Source organism: Aquisalimonas sp. APHAB1-3 (assembly GCF_048323695.1).
Taxonomy (GTDB): domain Bacteria; phylum Pseudomonadota; class Gammaproteobacteria; order Nitrococcales; family Aquisalimonadaceae; genus Aquisalimonas.
In genome coordinates this window covers 237,889-257,679 of the sequence record NZ_JBLWFT010000004.1, presented here as the reverse complement: position 1 = coordinate 257,679, position 19,791 = coordinate 237,889, and the positions used below count along the sequence as shown (strand labels likewise).

The following is a 19,791-nucleotide window of genomic DNA, read 5'->3' as shown; positions in this document are numbered from 1 at the left end:
GCCGTCGTTGTAGCGCGCCAGCCACTTGAACACCGTGCGCTCGTTGAATCCGAACGCCTCGGCAACATCCGCAACCGTGCGCCCATTGCGCACCGCCTTGATCGCCTGCATCCGCAGGGCATGCATGGCTGCCTTGTCGATGGTACGACCGTCGTTCGAGCGTTTGCATTCCATGGGCGAAAGCCTAACACCATGGCTTTACTTTGTTAAAGGTTAGTACCCCTCACGGAAGAACCTCCGACGGTGGTACCGCACCTACGTCGAAACCGGGGATCTGCCGGAGCGGTCTCTCCCCAAGTCGAAGTACTCAGCCGCGCAAATGCAAGAGGCGGTTGATCACTATTTCACCCATGGTCGCTGTCTTTCCAGAACCAGTAGGGCGCTAGGGTATCCATGTGTCGCGACGCTTCGAGCATGGATCGATGCGCTCCGTCCCGGCACGCGACCACATCTCACAGGCAAGGCGACGGGCGCGCCCTTTTCATCCGAGCAGAAGCAGCAGGCGGTGATTGAACTCTGTTCTCGACAAGGGGGCGCCGCAGTGATCGCAGACGAAGTCGGCGTCAGCAGACAAATGCTGTACAAGTGGAAACACCAGTTGCTGGACGACGGAGTCCGCCCACCGATGACAGGCCGCAACAAAGCCCTGCCGGACAACGAGCAGGCCGCCCTGGAGCAGGAGGCCGAATCGCTTCAGCGACGCATCCACCGCCTGCGGCTCGAGCACGATCTTCTGACAAAGGCGAATGAACTGATAAAAAAAGACCAGGGCGTCGATCTGCAGCTCCTGACCAACAAGGAGAAGACCCTGCTGATTGACGCCTTGCGGGAGACCTACGCGTTGTCGGAGCTGTTTGCCGAGCTACGGCTTCCACGCAGTTCCTACTTCTACCACAGGGCGCGGCTCGCGAGACCGGACAAGTATGCGGGCACCCGCCGCATCATCACGGACGTCTTCGAGCTCAATCACCGGTGCTATGGTTATCGCCGCATTGGCGTCGAACTGGGTCGCCGCGGAATCGTCGTCTCCGAGAAGATCGTTCGCCGACTGATGGCAGAAGAGCAACTGGTCGTTCACACCAAACGACGTCGCCGATACAGCTCCTATCGAGGAGAAATCAGCCCTGCGATCGACAACATCATCAATCGCGACTTCGGGGCAGCGGCGCCAAACGAGAAATGGCTGACTGACATCACGGAGTTCCAGGTCCCTGCGGGCAAGGTCTATCTATCACCCATGATTGACTGCTTCGACGGGCTGGTGGTCAGTTGGACGATCGGCACCAGACCTGATGCGGAGCTGGTGAACGTCATGCTCGACGAGGCCGTCGCCTCGCTGGACGAAGACGAGAAGCCCATTGTGCACTCTGACCGCGGCGCCCATTATCGCTGGCCTGGGTGGCTGTCGCGTATCGAGGATGCGCGGCTGACCCGATCGATGTCCCGCAAAGGCTGCACGCCGGATAATGCAGCATGCGAAGGCTTCTTCGGTCGCCTCAAGAACGAACTGTTCTACCCCAGGGACTGGCGTGCCACGACGCTGGAGCAGTTCATGGAGGCAGTCGATGCCTACATCCGCTGGTATAACGAGAAACGGATCAAGGTATCGCTCGGCGCCCTAAGCCCGCTCGAGTATCGAGACAGCTTGGGGATCGCGGCTTGATAGAGTCCAAGAAAAACGCCGCACCTCCCAGGGGGTCAATTTACTTGGCCAGTGACACTTCCACCCTCCCGCGACCGGGGCAGCCCCTTAGCACAAACCCCTCGACGGAAGGTTCGGACTCAGGCGAAGGTGTCAACCGTTGAACCAAAGCGCAAGCATGCTAATGTCAGCAGCCTTATTGTAAGCTCCGCGGAAGCCCGCGAACGGATTCGCGGGTTCCATGGTAGTACGTCCCGGCCGAGAGAAGGACTTTAGAGAAGCACTAATGGATACCTTGAGAGCATACTGGTTGCGCTATCTTCGGCTGTTCAGACGGAAGGATTCGTACCTTGCACGCGTCGGGTGGCTCAGCAGCGCCCGGTCGGGCAAGCCTGTCGACGCTGACGGGCAGCCGATCCCGTGGATGAACTACCCAGTCTCTGCATTTCTGAGAGATCGGTTACGCGCAGATCTGGATTTGTTCGAGTATGGCAGCGGGCAATCAACCCACTTCTTCGCTGGGCGAGTAAAGTCCGTCACGTCGGTGGAGTATGATCGCCACTGGTACGAGACTGTCTCGGCAGGGTCCGCCAAAAACGTTCGCGTCCTTTTTCGCGATTCGTCACAGGGTGATGGCTACGCGGCGTCCATTCACGAGACGCAGCAACCGTTCGACGTCGTAATCATCGACGGCGCCAATCGCACGGAGTGCCTGGCCCATGCGACCAGCGCTTTGACACCGCGCGGAGTCGTTGTTCTCGATGACTCCGACCGTCCAGAGTATCTGGGTGCCTTGGAACAAGCACAGAACCTGGGGTTCCGAACACTCGACTTCGAGGGCCTGAAACCCTGCAATCACAAACTATACCGCAGCACCGTTCTTTACCGTGACGGCAACTGCCTCGGCCTCTGAAGGCCGGGTTCCCCCTTGTCCTATCAAAGGCCACGCAATGGACTCCCAGCCTAAGCCTGCAACTCCCCCAAAAGCCGTAACACCCAGGGTCAGCGTGGTCATCCCGACGCACCGCAGGCCCGAGCTCCTCGCCCGCGCACTGGCAAGTGTTCTTTGCCAGACTTACGTCGACTTCGAAGTGATCGTTGTCGACGACAGTGGGCGCGACAGCGAGGAACAGATAGCGACGCAGACTCACGTGTGCTCGGAGGTCCAAGACCGACGCGTTCACTACCTGGTCAACGGGACCAGTCAGGGTGGCGCGGAGGCCAGAAACATCGGCATTCGTCAAGCTCGAGGGGAGCTGGTGGCGTTTCTGGACGATGACGAAGACTGGCTTCCGGAGAAGCTTGCCAAACAGATCGCCGCAATTGACAAAGCATCGCCGGACACAGGGGTCGTCGACACCGGCTTTTACGACTGGAAGAGAAACGGCCAGTGCCGCACGGCAATACCGAAAATGCAGGGCTGGATATTCGAGAAACTACTATCTAAGACCGGCGGCCGCGCCCCAAAACTTTCGACGCTGCTCTGCCGGAAGGATGCCCTCTTGGAATGCGGGCTGTTCGACCCTTCACTCAAAGCTCGGCAGGATTACGATCTTTATATTCGCCTCTCCCGAAAATGGCAATTTACCTCGGTCATGGAGCCACTCTCAAACAAACGGGCGGACGCCGATGGACGCATCACCGGCAACATCAACAATTTTGTGCAAGGCTACGGCGCAATCCACGCCAAACTGCGCGACGATTTCGCGATTCGCCCCGGCATCCACGCAATCTACCTGCTCAAATATGCTGAGGTACTGGCCCGTGCGGGGCTAGGCGCCGAGGCGCGCCAGCGCTACTGGCAGGCGGCGCGGCTGCGTCCACTAAATCCACGCCTGATAACCTACGGATACAAGATATTCGTCGGCTCCCGCGATTAGTCATCGAGGTGCGACCGACCGCGCAATCGCCGCCTGGTGTGGCGAGCTACGCGGGCCGCCTCATCGAACACTACCGCCAGGCGAAGCGAACAGGAACGCTTCACGTCCTCGGGAAGATAATCCCATGCCGCTGGCGAGGTCTTCAGAAACAATGCCAACTCACGCTGCAGCCGGAAACGGCGCAGCAACAACGGCCTCTTGAGACGGAAATCGATGAAGATCACATCCTCGTCATCGATAAGGTAGTTCTTGGCGTGGGGATCGTTACGCAGATAACCGGCCTCGTGCAACGCCAGCACGTGCGGCAGGATTAGCCGCGCGTCGTCCCGGGTCGCTTTGCGTCCTTTACTGAACCGGTAAAGAAGACAGGAATCAGTCACGGCCCCCCAGCGACGCTGCTCGATCGCTACAACCGGCTCGGGTCCACTCAGACCAAGTTCCCGTAGCCTGACCATGCTGCGGTAATGGCGCACGGCCTCACTGGCACGAAACAGGGAAAGCAAGCGCTGCCAGAGACGGTTATTCCGATCCCGCGGGATCTTGAGCACGTAGGAATTCCCATCGAGGAGAATCAGAGCACTATAGGTTTGACGGTCGTCCTTAAAGACCTCGACTTCCTGATAATCGCAGTCCTCGATAGCGCGGGCCAATCGCTCGTTATCGGTCGCCTGGCCGGTCGGCCCCATCACGTGCCTCTTTGCGGTCACCGCAGTTGCTCCTGTTCGCGCATTCCCTCTGATCGCTTCCACGGGATACCTACAACCGTCGCAGCATCCGCGCGGCCTTGACCAGGCGCCGCTTCTCCAGTGCCTTGAGCCCCTGACGCATGAGTCGGAAGGCATCCCAGACATTACGATACTCGTAGAGACTTGGGAGCGGCTGATACGCGGAAAAAGCCCGGACATAAGACTCAATTCCCGCGAGATCACGGCGCCCCCGCAAGGCTTCGCCAGTATTCCAGATATCGAACTCCCGCCCCCGCGCCACGGCGATGGCTTCGTTGTCGATAACAACCGGCCCGTTATCCGTGAGGACAACGTTTGCGGGCGTCAGGTCGGGGTGGATGATGTGGGGCGCGGCTAGCGGTGGCAACTGTTCCCACAACCGCCCGAGCACGGCCTCGATGCGACGGCCTGATAGAACGAGACGGCCGCAGTGTCGGAACCTCGAGGCGAGACTTTCCAGATGCAGGTATCCTCCAGCCTCGATGTCTGGGGGAACCGATGCATTAGCCAATGCAAGCTGGCACTGCAGCAGCCATTGCACTTGGGCTGCTAGCGGCTCTTCACAACACGCTCGGCCTTCGACCCATTCCGTGACCAGCACAGCCCGGCTGCGAGCCACCCCCCTGGGCACGGGCCCTGACGCCGCAGCAACCAGTTCCAGCGCGGAGGCGGCAAGAGCTGCACGCGTTTCCGACTCGCACTCCGAGACTTTGTACCGGTGTCCTGCAGAATCAACGCGCAAGGACAGGAGCCCATGATGGTTCAGGACGCGCACGTCCGCCACTGGCCCCCCGAGGACATCGGCGAGCAGCGACCGCACCTCACGACCGTCACTAAAGCGGGCGCCCGCCGGAAGTGCCCGAGGCCCAGTCGAACGGAATAACCGCATCAGCGCCCCTGATCGGTCAGGGCCAGGGTCTTGCGGTAGCCGGAACCGTTGCAAAGCATCACCAGCCGGGCTTCGAAGGGACTGAGCCGCCGCCGCCAGCTCTCGTCCAGCCGAATGTTGGAGGACGTGTCAGTACGCTGTCTGTTACCACCGAGGATGTGGCTCTCGTTGGCGCCGAACTCGGTAAGCTGCCGTTCCTCAAACTCGAGTCCGGCCGCCTGCATGATCCGGGAAAGCTGGCCTTGCGGGTCGCTGCACAATGCCTCGTAAGAGACGTGCAGTACCGGGCGGCCAAGGGGGCGCATGCCACGGACCCGTCTCCCCCGCATGGCGTACGTCCAGATAGTATGGGCCAGCGACCGGCCCTTGCGCTTCGAGGACGAATGCTGGCCACGTGGATCCTTGAATAAATGCACCGGAATCAGTTCTAGATCAGGATTCTTCTCCAACTGGGAGAAGTAGGTGCGACGACGGGACGTATCCACGATGGCACGCGCACCGGACGCCTCAAGCACTGAGGCGTAATAATCCCTCAACGCTTGGTGGTCCAGACGTTTCTGGTTATCGTAACCGGACTCGAGTGTTGCGAGTGACTGGCCTCTGTTTCGCAATGCCTGCTCTACACTGGACCAAAAGGGACACTCGTCCGGGCTCGTTGCGCCACAACTACAGCTCTTCCTGCCGTGCACAAAAAGCGGGATGTTTTTGGTTCCACCCGTGGCCACTACTTCCGAATGGGCACCGAGCAAGCGTCCAAGCAGGGTTGTGCCGCTATGCCCCAAGCCAAGCAGGTAGATAATCTTGATAGTCAATTCGAAGCTCCTTACTGCGCCCCAATCACCGTGGCCGCATCATTCGAAGGCCGCATGATACCAACCCCGCCCCCGCGCGCGTAGAGCTGAACCAGCTTTCACCGAGACAGGAAGAGAACCAGCAATGGCGAGCAGCACGCAGGATACTCCCGGCAGCCTCGATTCTGAAAATGGGCGGCCAGTCGTGTTCATCCCCGTCTCGGGGCCATCGGGCGCAGGAGAGTATTACCGGTGTGCAGCCATTGCCGAAGCACTTCGGACCATCTCACCCAACCTCCCGGTCCACTTCATTATCAGCGCCGAAGCAAGCATCCATCAGGATAGACGCTTCCACTACCATCCCATACCAGGCTCGCCGACACACTGCTCGATTCAAGTAATAGACTACTTGCGACACACTCATCCTGCTGCCGTTGTCTTCGACAGCAGCATCCGCACCCAGCAACTCGCGGCGGCCAAATCGCTGGGCGCCGCCGTGATCGCAGTGGTATCAAGATCCTCCAAGCGCCGCCGGCTGTTGCAGCCGCTCAAGCTACGTCACATAGACAGTGCCTGGGTCATCGCTGCGCCCCGCAATCACCGGCAAAGGCGAGGTATCGAGAGACTGCTCACTCTGGGATGGGGCGGACGGCTGTCGTTTGGCGGTACCGTCCTTTCGCCTCCTTGCGATAAAGAATTTCCGAAAGAGCTCGCCTACGACACATACGCCCTTGTCGCACCAGGAGGCGGCGGTGGCTTAATCGACGGAGAACGCGCCGACGAAAAGTTCGCTGAGATCGCCTGGAGGGTGTCGAGAGAGGGGATTTCGGTGTTGTTCGTCCCGGGACCGCTAAGTCAAGTGGCGTTGCCCGCCGCTAGCAGGCTTACCGCCATTCGCAGCCTATCTCCAGGTGGACTGATGGCTGCAATGTCGCACGCACGGGTGTGCATCGTTGGAGGCGGGAGCATACTCGGGCAGGGCCTCGCCCTTGGTAAACCCTGTATCCCCTTGCCGGCGGGCGGGCGCGACCAGCCTGAGCGGATCGCACAACTCACCCACCGCGGCTTAATCCAGGAGTTAGAGGATTATTCAGCCGCTGCCGTCTCGGCTGAGGTCATCAGACTGTGGCGGGACGAGGAGTCGAGAACCAATCTCTCATGCCGCGCGAAAAGCTCTGAGTACACCGACTCGGCAGCGCACATCGCAAGAGATATCCTCTCTCTCAGCTCGGCAAACAGCGTGGGACGATGAATGAACTGGGGCTTCCCCACCTGCTCCGCCAGACTGCGCGGACCGGCCCGGACTAGCCGGGCCGGCAAACGGAACCGGTTACGGCTCGCGCCGGCTCAGACGACGCATCTCCTCGTCGTCGGGGTCGAAATCCTTGACGAAATACTCCGCACCGCAGTACGGGCACTTGGCCTCGCCGGTCTTGTGGATCGGCAGGTAGACCTTGGGGTGGGAGTTCCACAGGTACATGCCCGGCATGGGGCAGGACAGGGGCAGATCGCCCTTGCCCACCTCGTAGCGGTTGGCCGCGTTGGGCTGGATGAGATCCGTGCGGTCGTGAGTCTGTGGATCAGCCACTGGTGGTTCTCCCTGCAGGTTCGGTTCAGACGAAAGTCAGCCACTCGTCGTAGGCGCTGCGCCGGCCCTCGACCTGGTCGAAGTACATGGCCTGCAGCCGCTCCGTGATCGGGCCGCGCTTGCCGTTGCCGATCTGGCGGCCGTCCAGCTCGCGGATCGGCGTGACTTCCGCCGCGGTGCCGGTGAAAAAGGCTTCGTCGGCGGTGTAGACCTCGTCGCGGGTAATGCGCTTTTCGCGCACCGGCAGCTCAATGTCCCGGGCAAGCTGCAGCACGGTGTCGCGGGTGATGCCCTCCAGCGCCGAGGCCAGCTCGGGCGTGTAGAGCACGCCATCGCGCACCATGAAGAAGTTCTCGCCGGAGCCCTCGCAGACGAAGCCGTTGGTGTCCAGCAGCAGCGCTTCGTCGTAGCCGGCCTCGGAGGCCTCCTTCAGCGCCATCATGGAGTTGATGTAGTTGCCGTTGGCCTTGGCGCGGCACATGGTGGAGTTGACGTGGTGCCGGGTGAACGACGACGTCTTGATGCGGATGCCGCGCTCGATGTTCTCGGCGCCCAGGTAAGCGCCCCACTCCCAGGCGGCCACCATGGTGTGGGATTTCAGACTGTCGGCGTGCAGCCCCATGCCCTCGGAGCCGTAGAACGTCATGGGCCGAACGTAGGCACTCTCGAGATTGTTCTCGCGGATGCTGCGCAGGATGGCGTCGTTGATCTCGTCCGGCGTGTGATTGATGGTCATGCCGAGGATCTTGGCCGAGTCGAACAGCCGCCGGGTGTGCTCGCGCAGACGGAACACCGCCGTGCCGCGATCGGTCTTGTACGCACGGATGCCCTCGAAGACCCCCATGCCGTAATGCAGCGTATGAGTGAGCACGTGCACCCGCGCATCGCGCCAGGGCAGCATTTCACCGTCCATCCAGATGATACCGTCGCGATCATCCATGCCCATCGCATGATCTCCTCGACTTGCACCCGCGCCGGGGGCGGGCAGGTTATCTTGTTTGGTCAGTCGTCCATCAGCCGATGCCACACTTCGGCCACCTGCCCGCTCATTTCCCGGAATGTCTCGGCCGGCACGATGGCTGGCTCTTCCTGGAGGGTGAGCTGGTGCACCCGTGAGCGGTACGTCCGGTAGGCATCAACCAGTAACTCGGCTTCGTCCCGACTGATCCAGCCCGCGTCACGCAGCTCGCCGAGCAGGCGGATGTTGTCGGTGTATCGAAGCAGCCGGGGCGCGTCCGCAGCCCCCGACAGAACGCCATATTGCACCATAAATTCGATATCCGCGATACCGCCCCGATCCTGCTTGATGCTGAACTCGCCGGGGTGCTTACTGCCCTTCTGCTCGCGCATGCGCTCACGCATGTCGCGCACGTCGATCCGCAGCTGGTCGCGGTCGCGCGGGCGTCTCAGGATCTCGGTGCGCAGCTCGGCAAACTGCTCGCCGAGCGCGGCCGAGCCGGCCACGTAGCGGGCACGCACCAGGGCCTGGTGCTCCCAGGTCCAGGCCTGCTCGCGCTGGTACTCTGCGAATGCATCCAGGCTCGTGGCCAGCAGACCGGAGCGGCCGCTGGGCCGCAGGCGCGTATCCACCTCGTAGAGCACGCCGCCCGCCATGGTGGCGCCGAGGATGTGGATGATGCGCTGGGCGAGGCGCATGAAGAAGACGTTGTTATCCACCTGGCGGTCGCCATCGGTGACCTGCTCTTCGCCACGGCTGTCGTGGACGAAGACCACGTCCAGATCGGAGCCGTAACCCAGCTCCAGGCCGCCGAGCTTGCCGTAGGCGATGATGGCGAAGCCGGCGTGGACCGTCTCGCCATCCACCTGGCAGGTGGGGCGGCCGTGACGCGCTTCCAGGTGGCTCCAGGCCAGGTCGAGCACTTCGCCGAGCACCACTTCGGCGATATCCACCAGGTGGTCACTCACAACCATCAGCGGCGTGACGCCGGCAAGGTCGGACGCCGCCACGCGCAGCGCGTTGGCCTGTTTGAACTGCCGCAGTACCTCCATGCGCTGCTCCAGATCGTCGCCGGGGTAGGCGTCGAGCCGCTCGCGCAGTTCCTCGGCCAGATCTTTGCGCTTCAGCGGCGCATACAGGGTGCGCGGGTCCAGCAGCTCATCCAGCAGCATGGGATGGCGCGAGACGTGGCGAGCGATCCAGGGGCTGGCGGAGCACAGCTTCACGAGCTGCGACAGCGCCATGGGGTGTTCCACCAGCAGCGCCAGGTAGGAGGTGCGCCGGACGATGGCCTCCAGCAGGTCCAGTAGCCGGGTCAGCGTGGCATCGGGGCGCTCCGCCGCAGCAGTGGCACCGATCAGCAGCGGCATGAGGCGGTCGAGCCGCTCGCGGCCGGTTTCCGTGAGCGCACGGCAATGGGAGCCGCCGCGAAATGCGGCAATCCGTTGCAGACAGTCCGCAGGCTGCTCGAAGCCGTTGGCCTGGAGCACCGCCTCGGCTTCACTGCCAGTGACCGCCTCTGACCACACGTCGCCGATTTCAGGCTGGTCGTGCGGGGTCGTCTCGTGCTCGGCCTGGGGCGCGGCGAAGACCTGCTCGAAATGGTCATGCACGTGCCGCCTGAGCTCGGAAAGTCGCGCGGCGAACGCGTCCCAGCGGTCGAAGCCCATGGTGTAGGCGAGGCGCTGCTGATCCAGCGTGTCCTCGGGCAGTTCATGAACCTGTTTGTCCTGCATGGCCTGCAGGCGGTTCTCGGTGCGACGGAGGAATTCATAGCCCTCCAGAAGCTGCCGCACGGCAAACCCCGGCAAGGCATTGTGCTGCCCGAGGTATTCGAGCACGCGGATGATGCTGCGCTCCTGCAGGCCGCGCTCGCGGCCGCCCCGGATGAGCTGGAACGCCTGCCCCACGAACTCCACCTCGCGGATGCCGCCCGCGCCGAGTTTGATGTTGTGCTCAAGCCCCCGGCGCTCCACTTCCCTCGCGATCATGGCCTTCATGTCGCGCAGGGACTCCAGCGCCCCGTAGTCGAGATAACGGCGGTAGACGAACGGCCGCAGAGAAGCCATCAGGGCGCCGCCCGCGTTCTGATCGCCGGCGACCACGCGCGCCTTGATCATGGCGTAGCGCTCCCACTCCCGGCCCTGCGCCTCGTAGTAGGTCTCCAGCTGGTCACTGTGCATGACCAGCGGCCCCGAGTCGCCGTAGGGGCGCAGGCGCATGTCCACGCGGAAAACGAAGCCCTCGACCAGACGCGCATTCAGGCTGTTGATCAGCTTCTGGCCGAGCCGCGTGAAGAACTCCTGGTTGTCCACGCTCTTGCGGCCGCCATGGGTCTCGCCCACATCGGAGTAGCCGAAGATGAGATCGATGTCGGACGAGTAGTTGAGCTCGCGGCCGCCGAGCTTGCCCATGCCCAGCACGTAGAACGTGACCGGCTCGCCGTCGGCGTTGCGGGGCTCGCCGAAACGCGCCTGTAATTGATGTAGGTGCCAGTCCAGCGCCACCTGGATGCAGGCGTCGGCCAGTGCCGAGAGCTCGCGCAGGGTCTCACCCAGGCTGGCCCAGCCGGCCAGATCGCGCCACGCGATGCGCACCATCTCGCGGCGGCGGTAGCGGCGCAGGGCGCTGTTCAGGGCGTCCTCGTCGCTGCAGTCAGCCACGGCGTCCGCTGCACGACTGGCCATCTCGCCCTCATCGTAGGCACCTTCGAGGTCGCCGGAGTGGGCAAGGTGGTCGAGCAGCTCCGGGGCGCGGATGCAGGACAGGGCCACGAACGGGCTGCCGGCCCAGACGGTCGGCAACGACTGCAGCGCCATGTCCGTGTGTGGCAGCTCGGCGACGTCCTGGTAATCGGAGATCCACTCGGTGACCTGCCCCCGCAGACGCTCCGGCAGGCGGGACATGGCGCGGTCGATCAGGTCACTGGCGTGGCTCACGGGGCCTCCGGATCATGGTGGCAGGTTGGCGGTGCCGGCGCCCCGAAGGCAGGCCGGCACCGCTCATCCTACTGAGACGACCTACCCGGGCGCCAGCGCCCGCGCCCGCCATCCGGGACCATGCGGCCAAAGTAGAGCAGGCCGAAGATGATCCAGCCCAGGGTAACCACGGCGGTGCCGATCAACACCGCCACCGGACCGAACTGATAGATCAGTGGCACGGACGCCGCCGTGAACAGACCACCACCCACAATGGGCTCGAACAGCATCTGCTTGTAGCCGAAGCTCTCCAGGGCGCCGGATTCGTTGCGCGGGTCGGCCATGCGCATGAGCAGCACGCCGGTCACGGTCACGCCCATGGACTGGCCGAAGTCACCCACGCCGCGCTCGAACCAGTTGTAGGGAATGACCCGCGGCGCCAGCACCATGAGCACCAGCAGCGACCAGGCGATGCCGGTCACGGCCAGCAGCAGGAAGGGCACCAGGTGTTCGCCCAGTGCCTGGAGCGACAGCGTCGCCAAGGCGGCAACGATGGTGAAATCCAGGGCGAATCCGGAGATGCGCTGCATGGTGCGGCCAGAGACGTGCTCCTCGTGACCCATGCGCATGACCAGCAGCTGGATGAACACGCCGCCGAGCATGGCCATGGGGAACAACGGCACGTGGGCGAGGATCTCGACACCACCGTCACGCCCCCAGGTGGCGCTCTCGATCGCCTGCAGGGCCGTCAGCAGCCCCCAGCCGACCAGAACGGCCAGCCCCACGAGGCCAAGGTGCACACTGAGCGGGTCGGTGGTGCTGCGCTCGTGGCGGTAGTCCTTCTCCAACTCGGCCTGTTCCTCGACGGAGGGGCGGGCGCTCTCGCCGCCCCCCGACTCCGGGCTGACGATACCGCGTCGCGCGGCAATGTTGATGAGAATGGTCCCGCCGATGACACCAGCGAGCAGGCCGACCGTGGCAAGCCCCAGGGCCAGGTCGGCGCCCTCGGGGAAACCGAGATCCTGGAAGGTGCCTGCCATTCCGGCCGCCGTGCCGTGGCCGCCCTCGAAGCCGATCTCGATCAGGGCGCCGGCCATGGGGCTCAGCCCGAACACCGGGGTGAGCACCAACAGTGCCAGCAGAATGCCAACCACGTACTGGCCCCAGGCCATGGTCTGGCCGACCACCACCTGCGGCCCCGCACGCAGCCAGATGGCGCGGATGCCCGGAATGGGTTTACCCAGGAACAGCGCGGCAAAGACCACGCTGATCAGCAGCCCCGGCAGCGCGGACCAGGTGTCGTACACGTACCCCGGAAACAGCCCGGCGCCATCCTCGAACACGTTGCCGAACAGGGCGCCAAAGACCTCCGGCCCGGCCAGAAGCGCCACCACGCCGGCGATCAGGGAGCTGGGCAGGAACAGGCGTCGCGCCCAGAGCATCCGTGTTCTGAGAACGGAACAGGCCAGCACCAGCAGCCCGATCCACATCAACCCGACCAGCACCTGCCCGACTGTCAGCATCTATCATCCCCCCGGATTGCCTGGCGGCCAGTATGGCCCGGATACCGCCGCCATTGCGAACCCCGGCCCGCCTGCCGGGTCGGTCATTGCGTCACGGGGCGACTCCCGCGCGGACCCCCTGCGGAGCGGCGGTCGCCGGACACATTATCCATGGAGTAGCCGATCTCCAGCTCGCCGCCCCCGAACGGCTTGACCGTCAGCCCCCCGTTGGTCACCGGCTCGCCCTGGTCATCGCACAGGATGTACCGCTCCGAGACATAGCGCTGAATCGCTCTCCAGGCAACGCGCCTGGCGAGAAACGCAGAACTGGTGAAAATCATGCCAAGGATTGAAAGCGCTACACCGATGATAAAACCGGGACCGAACAGAACGACCAGAACGCCACTCACCGCCAGCACGAGACCGGCCCGGGCAAGAACCGGTGCCAGCGCAATTTTGTTGCAATGCCCCTGAACGGCACTGCCGCCGTCAACGGCTATGGGCAGATCGAAAGACGTCACGGGGACCGGCCGATCGGGTGGGGTTTGCTCACGCATGGGTGCGCACTCCTTTGCTGTGTCACTGTCTTCGTTATGAGAGCCATCCTGGCTCGGCGTGAATACTAATCGAGCGAAACAGAACAGAGCAATCGCCACCGCTTGCGCCGGCGGTGCTCCCTTCTTGTGTTGATTGGTGGACCTGAAGGTCCACCCTACGGCTACCGTTGCCGTGGGGTAGCGCGGGGCGGGCGTAGGGTGGATCTTCAGATCCACCATCCCTGAACACCGCTAACGCCACCACCTACGCCGGCTTGGCCGTGCGCCAATCCCCCTCGCCAACGCCCGACGGGCGCCAGCCCGATGCCAGGGCCTGCTCCCGGGTGCGGCCCCAGGGGTAGGCGCGTGCCGACTTGCGGGCGCGCTCGTGCAGGGCGCTGGCGTGGGACCGCTCCATGTCCAGCCAGTAGCGGGACGGGCGCTCCCACTTGCGGTCGTGCTCTGCTGTCACCGGGTCCAGATGGCGCGTGCCGTCGAACTCCGGGATGTCCGGCAGCGGCCGGCTCACGTCCATGAACTGCTGCATCGCCTCCCAGATCAACTGCGTCTCCCACAGCTCGATCTGCGCGCCCGGATAGCCCACGCTGTGGCCCGTGCCGCGGTGGATGAGCCCCAGCCGATGACGGATGGTGCCCACGGCCGTGGAGACCGGTGAGGCGAACGCCTCGAACTCAGCGAACGGCAGCTCGACACGCCCCACCTTGCGCCCCGCCCACAGGCTCACCATGCCGGTATCGCGGTAGAAACGGGTGTCGCGCTTGAAAGTGAACCAGCCGCTGTAGACCAGGAGGCGGCAGAGGAGCCAGATGGTGAAGAGGGGTAAGAAAAGATAAATTAACTGAAAACGGATTTCGCCGAGCGCGAACTCCGAGATGCCATCCGTAAGGAGAAAGATACCAGAGACCGCAATTGGCCCAAGAGTGAAAAAACCAGCCGCGGCACCAATGGAGGCAATCAGTACCAGCGGATCCGCCCGTGAGGCCCACATGCGACAACGGTGGGGCTCGCGCTCCGCCAGATCCTTCTCCAACTGCTCTCCAGCCTTCTCCCGCAGCCGATCCAGTTCGAAGACGTTGGTGGCGGCCGCCATGAACTCCCGGCACTGCGGCCCCAGCAGCGGCAGCCGCACGCCCAGCGCCTTGCGATGAAAATACCCCATGGACTCCAGATCCTGCCCCGGTGGCAGGTCTGCCGGGCGGCTGCCGGCGAACGCCGTGTCCGCGTAGGTCGTCATCCCGGCCTTGGGTGTGCCGTCCGTGGTCATTGGTTGTGGTGCTCCGTTCTTGTGTTGATTGGTGGACCTGAAGGTCCACCCTACGGCTACCGTTGCCGTGGGGTAGCGCGGGGCGGGCGTAGGGTGGATCTTCAGATCCACCATCCCTGAACACCGCTAACGCCACCACCTAAGCCGACTCAGCCACGCGCCAATCCCCCTCGCCAACGCCCGACGGGCGCCAGCCCGATGCCAGGGCCTGCTCCCGGGTGCGGCCCCAGGGGTAGGCGCGTGCCGACTTGCGGGCGCGCTCGTGCAGGGCGCTTGCGTGGGCGCGGTCCATGTCCAGCCAGTAGCGGGCGGGGCGGCCCGACTTACGGTCGTGCTCCGCGGTGACCGGGTCCAAGTGGCGCGTGCCGTCGAACTCCGGGATGTCCGGCAGCGGCCGGCTCACGTCCATGAACTGCTGCATCACCTCCCAGATCAACTGCGTCTCCCACAGCTCGATCTGCGCGCCCGGATAGCCCACGCTGTGGCCCGTGCCGCGATGGATGAGCCCCAGCCGGTGACGGATGGTACCCACAGCCGTGGAGACCGGTGAGGCGAACGCCTCGAACTCGGCGAACGGCAGCTCCACTCGCCCCACCTTGCGCCCCGCCCACAGACTCACCATGCCGGTGTCGCGGTAGAAGCGTGTGTCGCGCTTGAGGGTGAACCAGCCACTGCGTACGAGGAGGCGGCAGAGGAGCCAGATGGTGAAGAAAGGCAGGCAGAAGTACACCAATTGCACCGTGATCATCTCAACCCCGAACTCAGAAAGGCCATCAGTAATCAGCCAAAGCACAGCGACGGCGAGCGAGGCAAACCCGAAAAACCCAGCAACAGCACCTATCGAGGCGATCAGCACCAGCGGATCCGCCCGCGAGGCCCACATGCGACGGCGGTGAGGCTCGCGCTCCGCCAGATCTTTCTCCAACTGCTCTCCCGACCCCTCCCGCAGCCGGTCCAGCTCGAAGACGTTGGTGGCGGCCGCCATGAACTCCCGGCACTGCGGCCCCAGCAGCGGCAGCCGCACGCCCAGCGCCTTGCGATGAAAATACCCCATGGACTCCAGATCCTGCCCCGACGGCAGGTCGTGCGGGCGGCTGCCGGTGAATGCCGTGTCCGCGTAGGTCGTCATCCCGGCCTTGGGTGTGCCGTCCGTGGTCATTGGTTGTGGTGCTCCCTTGCTTGTGTTGATTGGTGGACCTGAAGGTCCACCCTACGGCCTACGCCCGGCAAGGTCCGTGGGCGAAGATCGGGGATTGGGGCTAGAACTCCTGGTCGATCTGTCGCTGCGTCTTGCGGATCGTCAGGGCATCGGCATAGGCCCAATCCTCGGTCTCACCGTCGGGATCGATCATGGCCGCGCTCGCCTGTGTGCCTGCGTAGTTCGGGTTGAACGGAAGGTTACCGTCGCCTTCGCGGCGTAACCGCGCTCGGGCCCGCAGGGTGCAACGGCGTCTACCGTCCCGTGTTACATACCATTCATTGGGATCCGGTAGCCGGAACCACCATGCCTGGCAGAGCGGGCCCGGCCCATCAGGCAATTCGCCGGTGGCAACGACCTCCAAGGGCTGCTGCCCCCCTCCACCTTCCGACGTGACGTAGAGTTCCACACTGTCGGTGGCCCGAGCCGCCGCAGGCGCCCGCACTTCCACGCGCACACGCGGTGGACCGAAGCGTTCATCTTCTTTGATCGTAACCTGTGGAGCGAACAGCAACGATTCCAGGGCCAGTCGTATCTGCCGTGGCTCGAGACCGGCATATTCCTCGGTGAGGCGCCGCTCATGATCGGCACCGAAAGGCCCGTAATAGGCCCAGCGTTCCAGCGACCCCCGAGTCAGGTGCCTGGCAATGGCGCCAGCGACGATGCCGGTGGCGAGAAACGCCCAGCCCCATGGGCCAAACCCGAGTACCACCGCCGCTCCGGCCTGCCGCGCTCCGGAAACCAGGGTACTGACAGCCAGTCCTGTCATGGCCGCGGCCTCGACACCATGCGCGGCCGCAGCGGCGGTGTCACCGCGGTTCAAACGGTGCATCACGTCCCACGCAGCTAGGCCAGCACCGATCCCTGCCAGGCCGGCACCAAGGACTGCCATGGATGGAACGGACGTCCGTCCTCGAACGCGCAGCTCACCGTCGGCCACCCAGTTCGCGACCCGTGGTCCGGTCACCTGTGACAGCCTCGCCGCGGTGCGGTCCGGCCCACTCAAATTCAAGCTGGCCTCCGTCAGGGCGAAAGCGAGCCCGGCGGTGCTCAAGAACATCTCTGCCCCTTCACGGATAACGCGATCAGAGCCTTCGCGTAACCGATTAGCAGCCGAAGCAATATTCACCACCTCAAACACCGCGATAACCGGCGGCAGCCCTGCCTGCGCCGCACGCACCGCTCGGGATGTGGTGAGGGACGGTTCTGCATCCGGCTGGCTCAGCTCGCGAACGGTCTCGGACACGGCGGGCACCAAAACCAGATCCGCCCGTGCGCGATAGAGCCCATCGCCACCCTTGGCGCTGAACAGTGCTCGCCAGTCTGAATCAGTGGCGGCGGCAACGGAGGTCGTGGCGGGAGCCAGCCCCTGAAGACCGGAGCTGGCAATGGGGCTGTTGGTGCTCCCGTCCAGTATAACGACCGTGTCGGCGCCGGGGTTGCGCACCGCGTCGCGAGCGGCCTGCCGGCGGGCGCCGCGCTGCATGCGGTGAAGACGTTCCACCTGGGAGCCAATGACCGTGTAGCCCTCGGGGATCACGTCACCTTCACGCACCAGACGGGCGCCCTCGAGTTCGGGGAACTGTCCCGCCTTACCGATACGCGTTAACAGCTCAACGGATACGGTCTGCTGCTGATCGAGCGCGGCCTGCCACTGCCGCTGGACGACATACATGAAGTCCATGACCACTTCCCGACCAAGCCAGGCCACATCGCGGCCCACTGAACCGAACACACCGCCAGACCCAGCGCCGTTCAGCATCAGGGCGAATGCACCCGGCCGGAAGGCGGTCTGCCCGGTGACTTCGTTCAGGTCATCGGTTGCGGGGGGTGTGTCGTCATCGAGCGGGACCTGATCCTCGCCCGGGAACAGCATCGGGAAAAGCGGGTGCTCCGGATCGGTCAGGCGCGCCTGCCACGCTGCCAGTGGATCATCTTCCGGGTCATCGGGATCGGCATCGTAGCCACTGTCGATCTGCGCTGGATCCGGTCCGGCGCCGGCGGTCAGTCCGTTGACCGTGGCCCAGAGCCGCCAGTATTCCTGCGGCGAAAGCGCCGCGTAGTCCTTGATGGCCTGGACGACGGTGACCGGCTGGGCGACGCGTTCATCTGCGGAGCCGCCGTTCGGGCATTTTCCGTCCAGCCATTGACCGAGCGTGTTGCGGGCCTCGCGGATGCGTTCCCTGACCGCCCGCCGCTCGTCGACCTGGAGCAGTGCCTCAATGTAATCGCGGTCCATATCCCCGGCCACGCTCCGTAACTCCCTGGCTTCATTGGAGTCATCGGCGTGACGGTAGCCACCATCACGCTGAGTGCTTTTCTCATGCAATGCCTCATTGAAGAACGCCTGATACGCCATCACGGCGCTCTGCACGTGCTCGTGCTGATCGATCTCCTCGATGCACGCCTTGAGCGCCTTGGTCTCGTCCTGAATGGTGCCGATGAGCTCCATTGCCACGCCCAGCGGGTCGTGGACGGCCATGATGGCGAAGCCCGCGGTGATGTCGTCTTCGGTGAGGCCGGGGAGCTGGGGTGGTTGGTCCGGGTCGTCCGACGGATTGAAGTGGCTCTCGGCGGTGCTCGTGGGCACCAGGAACGTCTCGCGCAGGCGGTTGATGTCCGGGTCGCCGTCGTAGGCGGCGAGATCGATACGCTGGCAGCGCGCCTCGCGCAGGCTGTCGTCCACGGTGATGTTGTAGGGGGCGTACACGTCCAGATCAGGGCAGTAGCGCCGGTCGTCCGGGTCGAAGCCGCCCATGCGCTCGATGGTGGCCCAGCTCCACTGCACGTCCGCGTACGCCACTTCGACGACGGGCTCGGCGGCGTTCATGCGGTACGGCAGAGAGACGTGGTGGAACAGCGCCTCGCAGGCGGCCGGGCGGTCATCGCGGCCCTGGTGGCGTGCGAGGTTGACGTCGCGGAACACCTCGCCTTCGTTGCTCACCTGGATCTCGCGCCACAGGTGGCCGTTGATGAAGACGTACATCCAGCCGTCGCGCAGCGGTGCCAGCCGTTCGCCTTCCGGATCCGCAAACCGGACCGGGATCACGGGCATGAGGCCGACGTCGGACTCGGTTTCGTCATCATCCACGGGGATGCTGCGCACACGCCCCAGGGGCAGGCGGTACTCGCCGGCAATGAGGCCGGCACGCCCGCCGTAGCCGCGCCCCTCAAGGGCGTCCCTGATGGCCCGGGGGTAGTCACCGGCGCCGTCGCGCAGTTTCAGCGCCATGCGGCGGGTGCCTGCCTCCTGCGCGCGGAAGCTCAGCCGGCTCCGGGGCACCGACCCCGGGACGTCCAGCGGCTGTGCGGCGTTCAGTGGCTGATCGGAAAGCGGGGCGCTCATTCCGCGTCCTCCTCGACGATCGCGACCTCGCGGGCGCTCCAGTGAAAGGCGCTGCTCGCATCGACCGGAAACTGCACCGGCCCCTCTTCAGGCTCCAGCGCGTCCGCGGCAGCAGCCGTGATTGCGGGCGGCACCGGGCCACCCGGCTGGGACAGGGGAATTGGTGGTGTGTTGTGGAAATTGCTGACCATGTAGTCGCCCTGACGCACGGCCGGCTGGCCTTCGATGAGCACGTCCGGCGAGAAGGTCACGAACTCGGCAGGCCCCTTGATGGTGCCGGAGGTCACGCCGCCGCAACTGCCGGGCTCATTGGCCGTGCTCTGGGCAAACAGCGATCCCGCGTGGCACATGGGTTGCCCGTTGACCATGACGGTGGTCGCCGTGGCCGTGGCGTCGGCCGACGTGGCAATGCTCTGAAACAGGTCCGTCTTGCACTTCGGCGGTGTCTTGCACACGTCCGGCGCCGTGAGCGTGCCACCCGATGCGGCGTGAACGGCGGTGCGTCCGTTGATGAGTACCGTTGCCATTGGGGT

At 64.2% G+C, this 19,791-nt stretch carries 16 protein-coding genes and 1 pseudogene; 4 read left to right on the top strand and 13 right to left on the bottom strand.

Annotation, left to right across the window (positions count from 1 at the left end):
* Positions 1-111: helix-turn-helix domain-containing protein (locus ACNSTU_RS09445; protein WP_418212302.1), on the bottom strand; the 111-nt coding region annotated here is incomplete at its 3' end.
* A 106-nt stretch (positions 112-217) separates the two neighbouring features.
* Here ACNSTU_RS09445 and ACNSTU_RS09440 point away from each other — a divergent pair.
* The 3 genes and pseudogenes from ACNSTU_RS09440 to ACNSTU_RS09430 all read left to right on the top strand — a co-directional run.
* Positions 218-1,663: pseudogene (locus ACNSTU_RS09440) on the top strand (IS3 family transposase); the annotation flags it as partial.
* A 265-nt stretch (positions 1,664-1,928) separates the two neighbouring features.
* The gene (locus tag ACNSTU_RS09435) at positions 1,929-2,555 is read left to right on the top strand and encodes a hypothetical protein (RefSeq protein WP_418212299.1); all 627 of its coding nucleotides are present in this window, start codon (positions 1,929-1,931) and stop codon (positions 2,553-2,555) included.
* Positions 2,556-2,649: 94 nt separating this feature from the next.
* Positions 2,650-3,522 carry a glycosyltransferase family 2 protein gene (locus ACNSTU_RS09430; RefSeq protein ID WP_418212298.1) on the top strand — a complete coding sequence of 291 codons (873 nt, stop codon included), beginning with the start codon at positions 2,650-2,652 and terminating at the stop codon, positions 3,520-3,522.
* On the opposite strand, the gene ACNSTU_RS09425 is transcribed toward ACNSTU_RS09430, so the two are convergent.
* Genes ACNSTU_RS09425 through ACNSTU_RS09415 form a run of 3 tightly spaced genes read right to left on the bottom strand, consistent with a single transcriptional unit; the run spans position 3,519 to position 5,948 of the window.
* Complete coding sequence (locus ACNSTU_RS09425; RefSeq protein WP_418212297.1) at positions 3,519-4,229, bottom strand: hypothetical protein; 711 nt, start codon at positions 4,227-4,229, stop codon at positions 3,519-3,521. The genes ACNSTU_RS09430 and ACNSTU_RS09425 overlap by 4 nt on opposite strands.
* Positions 4,230-4,278: 49 nt before the next feature.
* Positions 4,279-5,136 (bottom strand): phosphotransferase, encoded by an 858-nt coding sequence (locus ACNSTU_RS09420; RefSeq protein WP_418212296.1) that lies wholly within the window; start codon positions 5,134-5,136, stop codon positions 4,279-4,281.
* The gene (locus ACNSTU_RS09415) at positions 5,136-5,948 is read right to left on the bottom strand and encodes a sulfotransferase (RefSeq protein WP_418212295.1); all 813 of its coding nucleotides are present in this window, start codon (positions 5,946-5,948) and stop codon (positions 5,136-5,138) included. The genes ACNSTU_RS09420 and ACNSTU_RS09415 overlap by 1 nt, the downstream gene beginning before the upstream one ends.
* Before the next feature lie 124 nt (positions 5,949-6,072).
* Between ACNSTU_RS09415 and ACNSTU_RS09410 the strand changes: the two genes are divergently transcribed.
* Positions 6,073-7,179 carry a hypothetical protein gene (locus ACNSTU_RS09410; protein WP_418212294.1) on the top strand — a complete coding sequence of 369 codons (1,107 nt, stop codon included), beginning with the start codon at positions 6,073-6,075 and terminating at the stop codon, positions 7,177-7,179.
* 78 nt (positions 7,180-7,257) lie between these two features.
* Here ACNSTU_RS09410 and ACNSTU_RS09405 read toward each other — a convergent pair whose 3' ends face one another.
* From ACNSTU_RS09405 to ACNSTU_RS09365, 9 genes are all read right to left on the bottom strand, one after another.
* The gene (locus tag ACNSTU_RS09405; RefSeq protein WP_418212293.1) at positions 7,258-7,515 is read right to left on the bottom strand and encodes a zinc-finger domain-containing protein; all 258 of its coding nucleotides are present in this window, start codon (positions 7,513-7,515) and stop codon (positions 7,258-7,260) included.
* Between the two features lie 25 nt (positions 7,516-7,540).
* Complete coding sequence (locus ACNSTU_RS09400) at positions 7,541-8,461, bottom strand: branched-chain amino acid transaminase (RefSeq protein WP_290637829.1); 921 nt, start codon at positions 8,459-8,461, stop codon at positions 7,541-7,543.
* Positions 8,462-8,517: 56 nt separating this feature from the next.
* Positions 8,518-11,379, bottom strand: coding sequence for a bifunctional [glutamate--ammonia ligase]-adenylyl-L-tyrosine phosphorylase/[glutamate--ammonia-ligase] adenylyltransferase (glnE, locus tag ACNSTU_RS09395; protein ID WP_418212301.1), 2,862 nt, complete (start codon positions 11,377-11,379; stop codon positions 8,518-8,520).
* A gap of 101 nt (positions 11,380-11,480) precedes the next feature.
* Positions 11,481-12,914 (bottom strand): sodium/glutamate symporter, encoded by a 1,434-nt coding sequence (locus ACNSTU_RS09390; RefSeq protein WP_418212292.1) that lies wholly within the window; start codon positions 12,912-12,914, stop codon positions 11,481-11,483.
* Positions 12,915-12,997: 83 nt separating this feature from the next.
* Positions 12,998-13,450 carry a hypothetical protein gene (locus ACNSTU_RS09385; RefSeq protein WP_418212291.1) on the bottom strand — a complete coding sequence of 151 codons (453 nt, stop codon included), beginning with the start codon at positions 13,448-13,450 and terminating at the stop codon, positions 12,998-13,000.
* 244 nt (positions 13,451-13,694) lie between these two features.
* Positions 13,695-14,714, bottom strand: coding sequence for a hypothetical protein (locus tag ACNSTU_RS09380; RefSeq protein WP_418212290.1), 1,020 nt, complete (start codon positions 14,712-14,714; stop codon positions 13,695-13,697).
* A 139-nt stretch (positions 14,715-14,853) separates the two neighbouring features.
* Complete coding sequence (locus ACNSTU_RS09375; RefSeq protein WP_418212289.1) at positions 14,854-15,873, bottom strand: hypothetical protein; 1,020 nt, start codon at positions 15,871-15,873, stop codon at positions 14,854-14,856.
* 100 nt (positions 15,874-15,973) lie between these two features.
* The gene (locus ACNSTU_RS09370) at positions 15,974-19,258 is read right to left on the bottom strand and encodes a hypothetical protein (RefSeq protein ID WP_418212288.1); all 3,285 of its coding nucleotides are present in this window, start codon (positions 19,256-19,258) and stop codon (positions 15,974-15,976) included.
* Positions 19,255-19,785 carry a DUF4150 domain-containing protein gene (locus ACNSTU_RS09365; RefSeq protein WP_290638046.1) on the bottom strand — a complete coding sequence of 177 codons (531 nt, stop codon included), beginning with the start codon at positions 19,783-19,785 and terminating at the stop codon, positions 19,255-19,257. Before ACNSTU_RS09365 ends, ACNSTU_RS09370 begins: the two co-directional genes overlap by 4 nt.
* Positions 19,786-19,791: the final 6 nt, after the last annotated feature.

Excerpts from the sequence above, each read along its gene's own strand:
- ACNSTU_RS09435 (WP_418212299.1), top strand. The coding sequence starts at position 1,929 with ATGGATACCTTGAGAGCATACTGGTTGCGCTATCTTCGGCTGTTCAGA.
- ACNSTU_RS09420 (WP_418212296.1), bottom strand. The coding sequence starts at position 5,136 with ATGCGGTTATTCCGTTCGACTGGGCCTCGGGCACTTCCGGCGGGCGCC.
- ACNSTU_RS09410 (WP_418212294.1), top strand. The coding sequence starts at position 6,073 with ATGGCGAGCAGCACGCAGGATACTCCCGGCAGCCTCGATTCTGAAAAT.
- ACNSTU_RS09400 (WP_290637829.1), bottom strand. The coding sequence starts at position 8,461 with ATGGGCATGGATGATCGCGACGGTATCATCTGGATGGACGGTGAAATG.
- glnE (WP_418212301.1), bottom strand. The coding sequence starts at position 11,379 with ATGTCCCGCCTGCCGGAGCGTCTGCGGGGGCAGGTCACCGAGTGGATC.
- ACNSTU_RS09390 (WP_418212292.1), bottom strand. The coding sequence starts at position 12,914 with ATGCTGACAGTCGGGCAGGTGCTGGTCGGGTTGATGTGGATCGGGCTG.
- ACNSTU_RS09385 (WP_418212291.1), bottom strand. The coding sequence starts at position 13,450 with ATGCGTGAGCAAACCCCACCCGATCGGCCGGTCCCCGTGACGTCTTTC.
- ACNSTU_RS09380 (WP_418212290.1), bottom strand. The coding sequence starts at position 14,714 with ATGACCACGGACGGCACACCCAAGGCCGGGATGACGACCTACGCGGAC.
- ACNSTU_RS09375 (WP_418212289.1), bottom strand. The coding sequence starts at position 15,873 with ATGACCACGGACGGCACACCCAAGGCCGGGATGACGACCTACGCGGAC.
- ACNSTU_RS09370 (WP_418212288.1), bottom strand. The coding sequence starts at position 19,258 with ATGAGCGCCCCGCTTTCCGATCAGCCACTGAACGCCGCACAGCCGCTG.
- ACNSTU_RS09365 (WP_290638046.1), bottom strand. The coding sequence starts at position 19,785 with ATGGCAACGGTACTCATCAACGGACGCACCGCCGTTCACGCCGCATCG.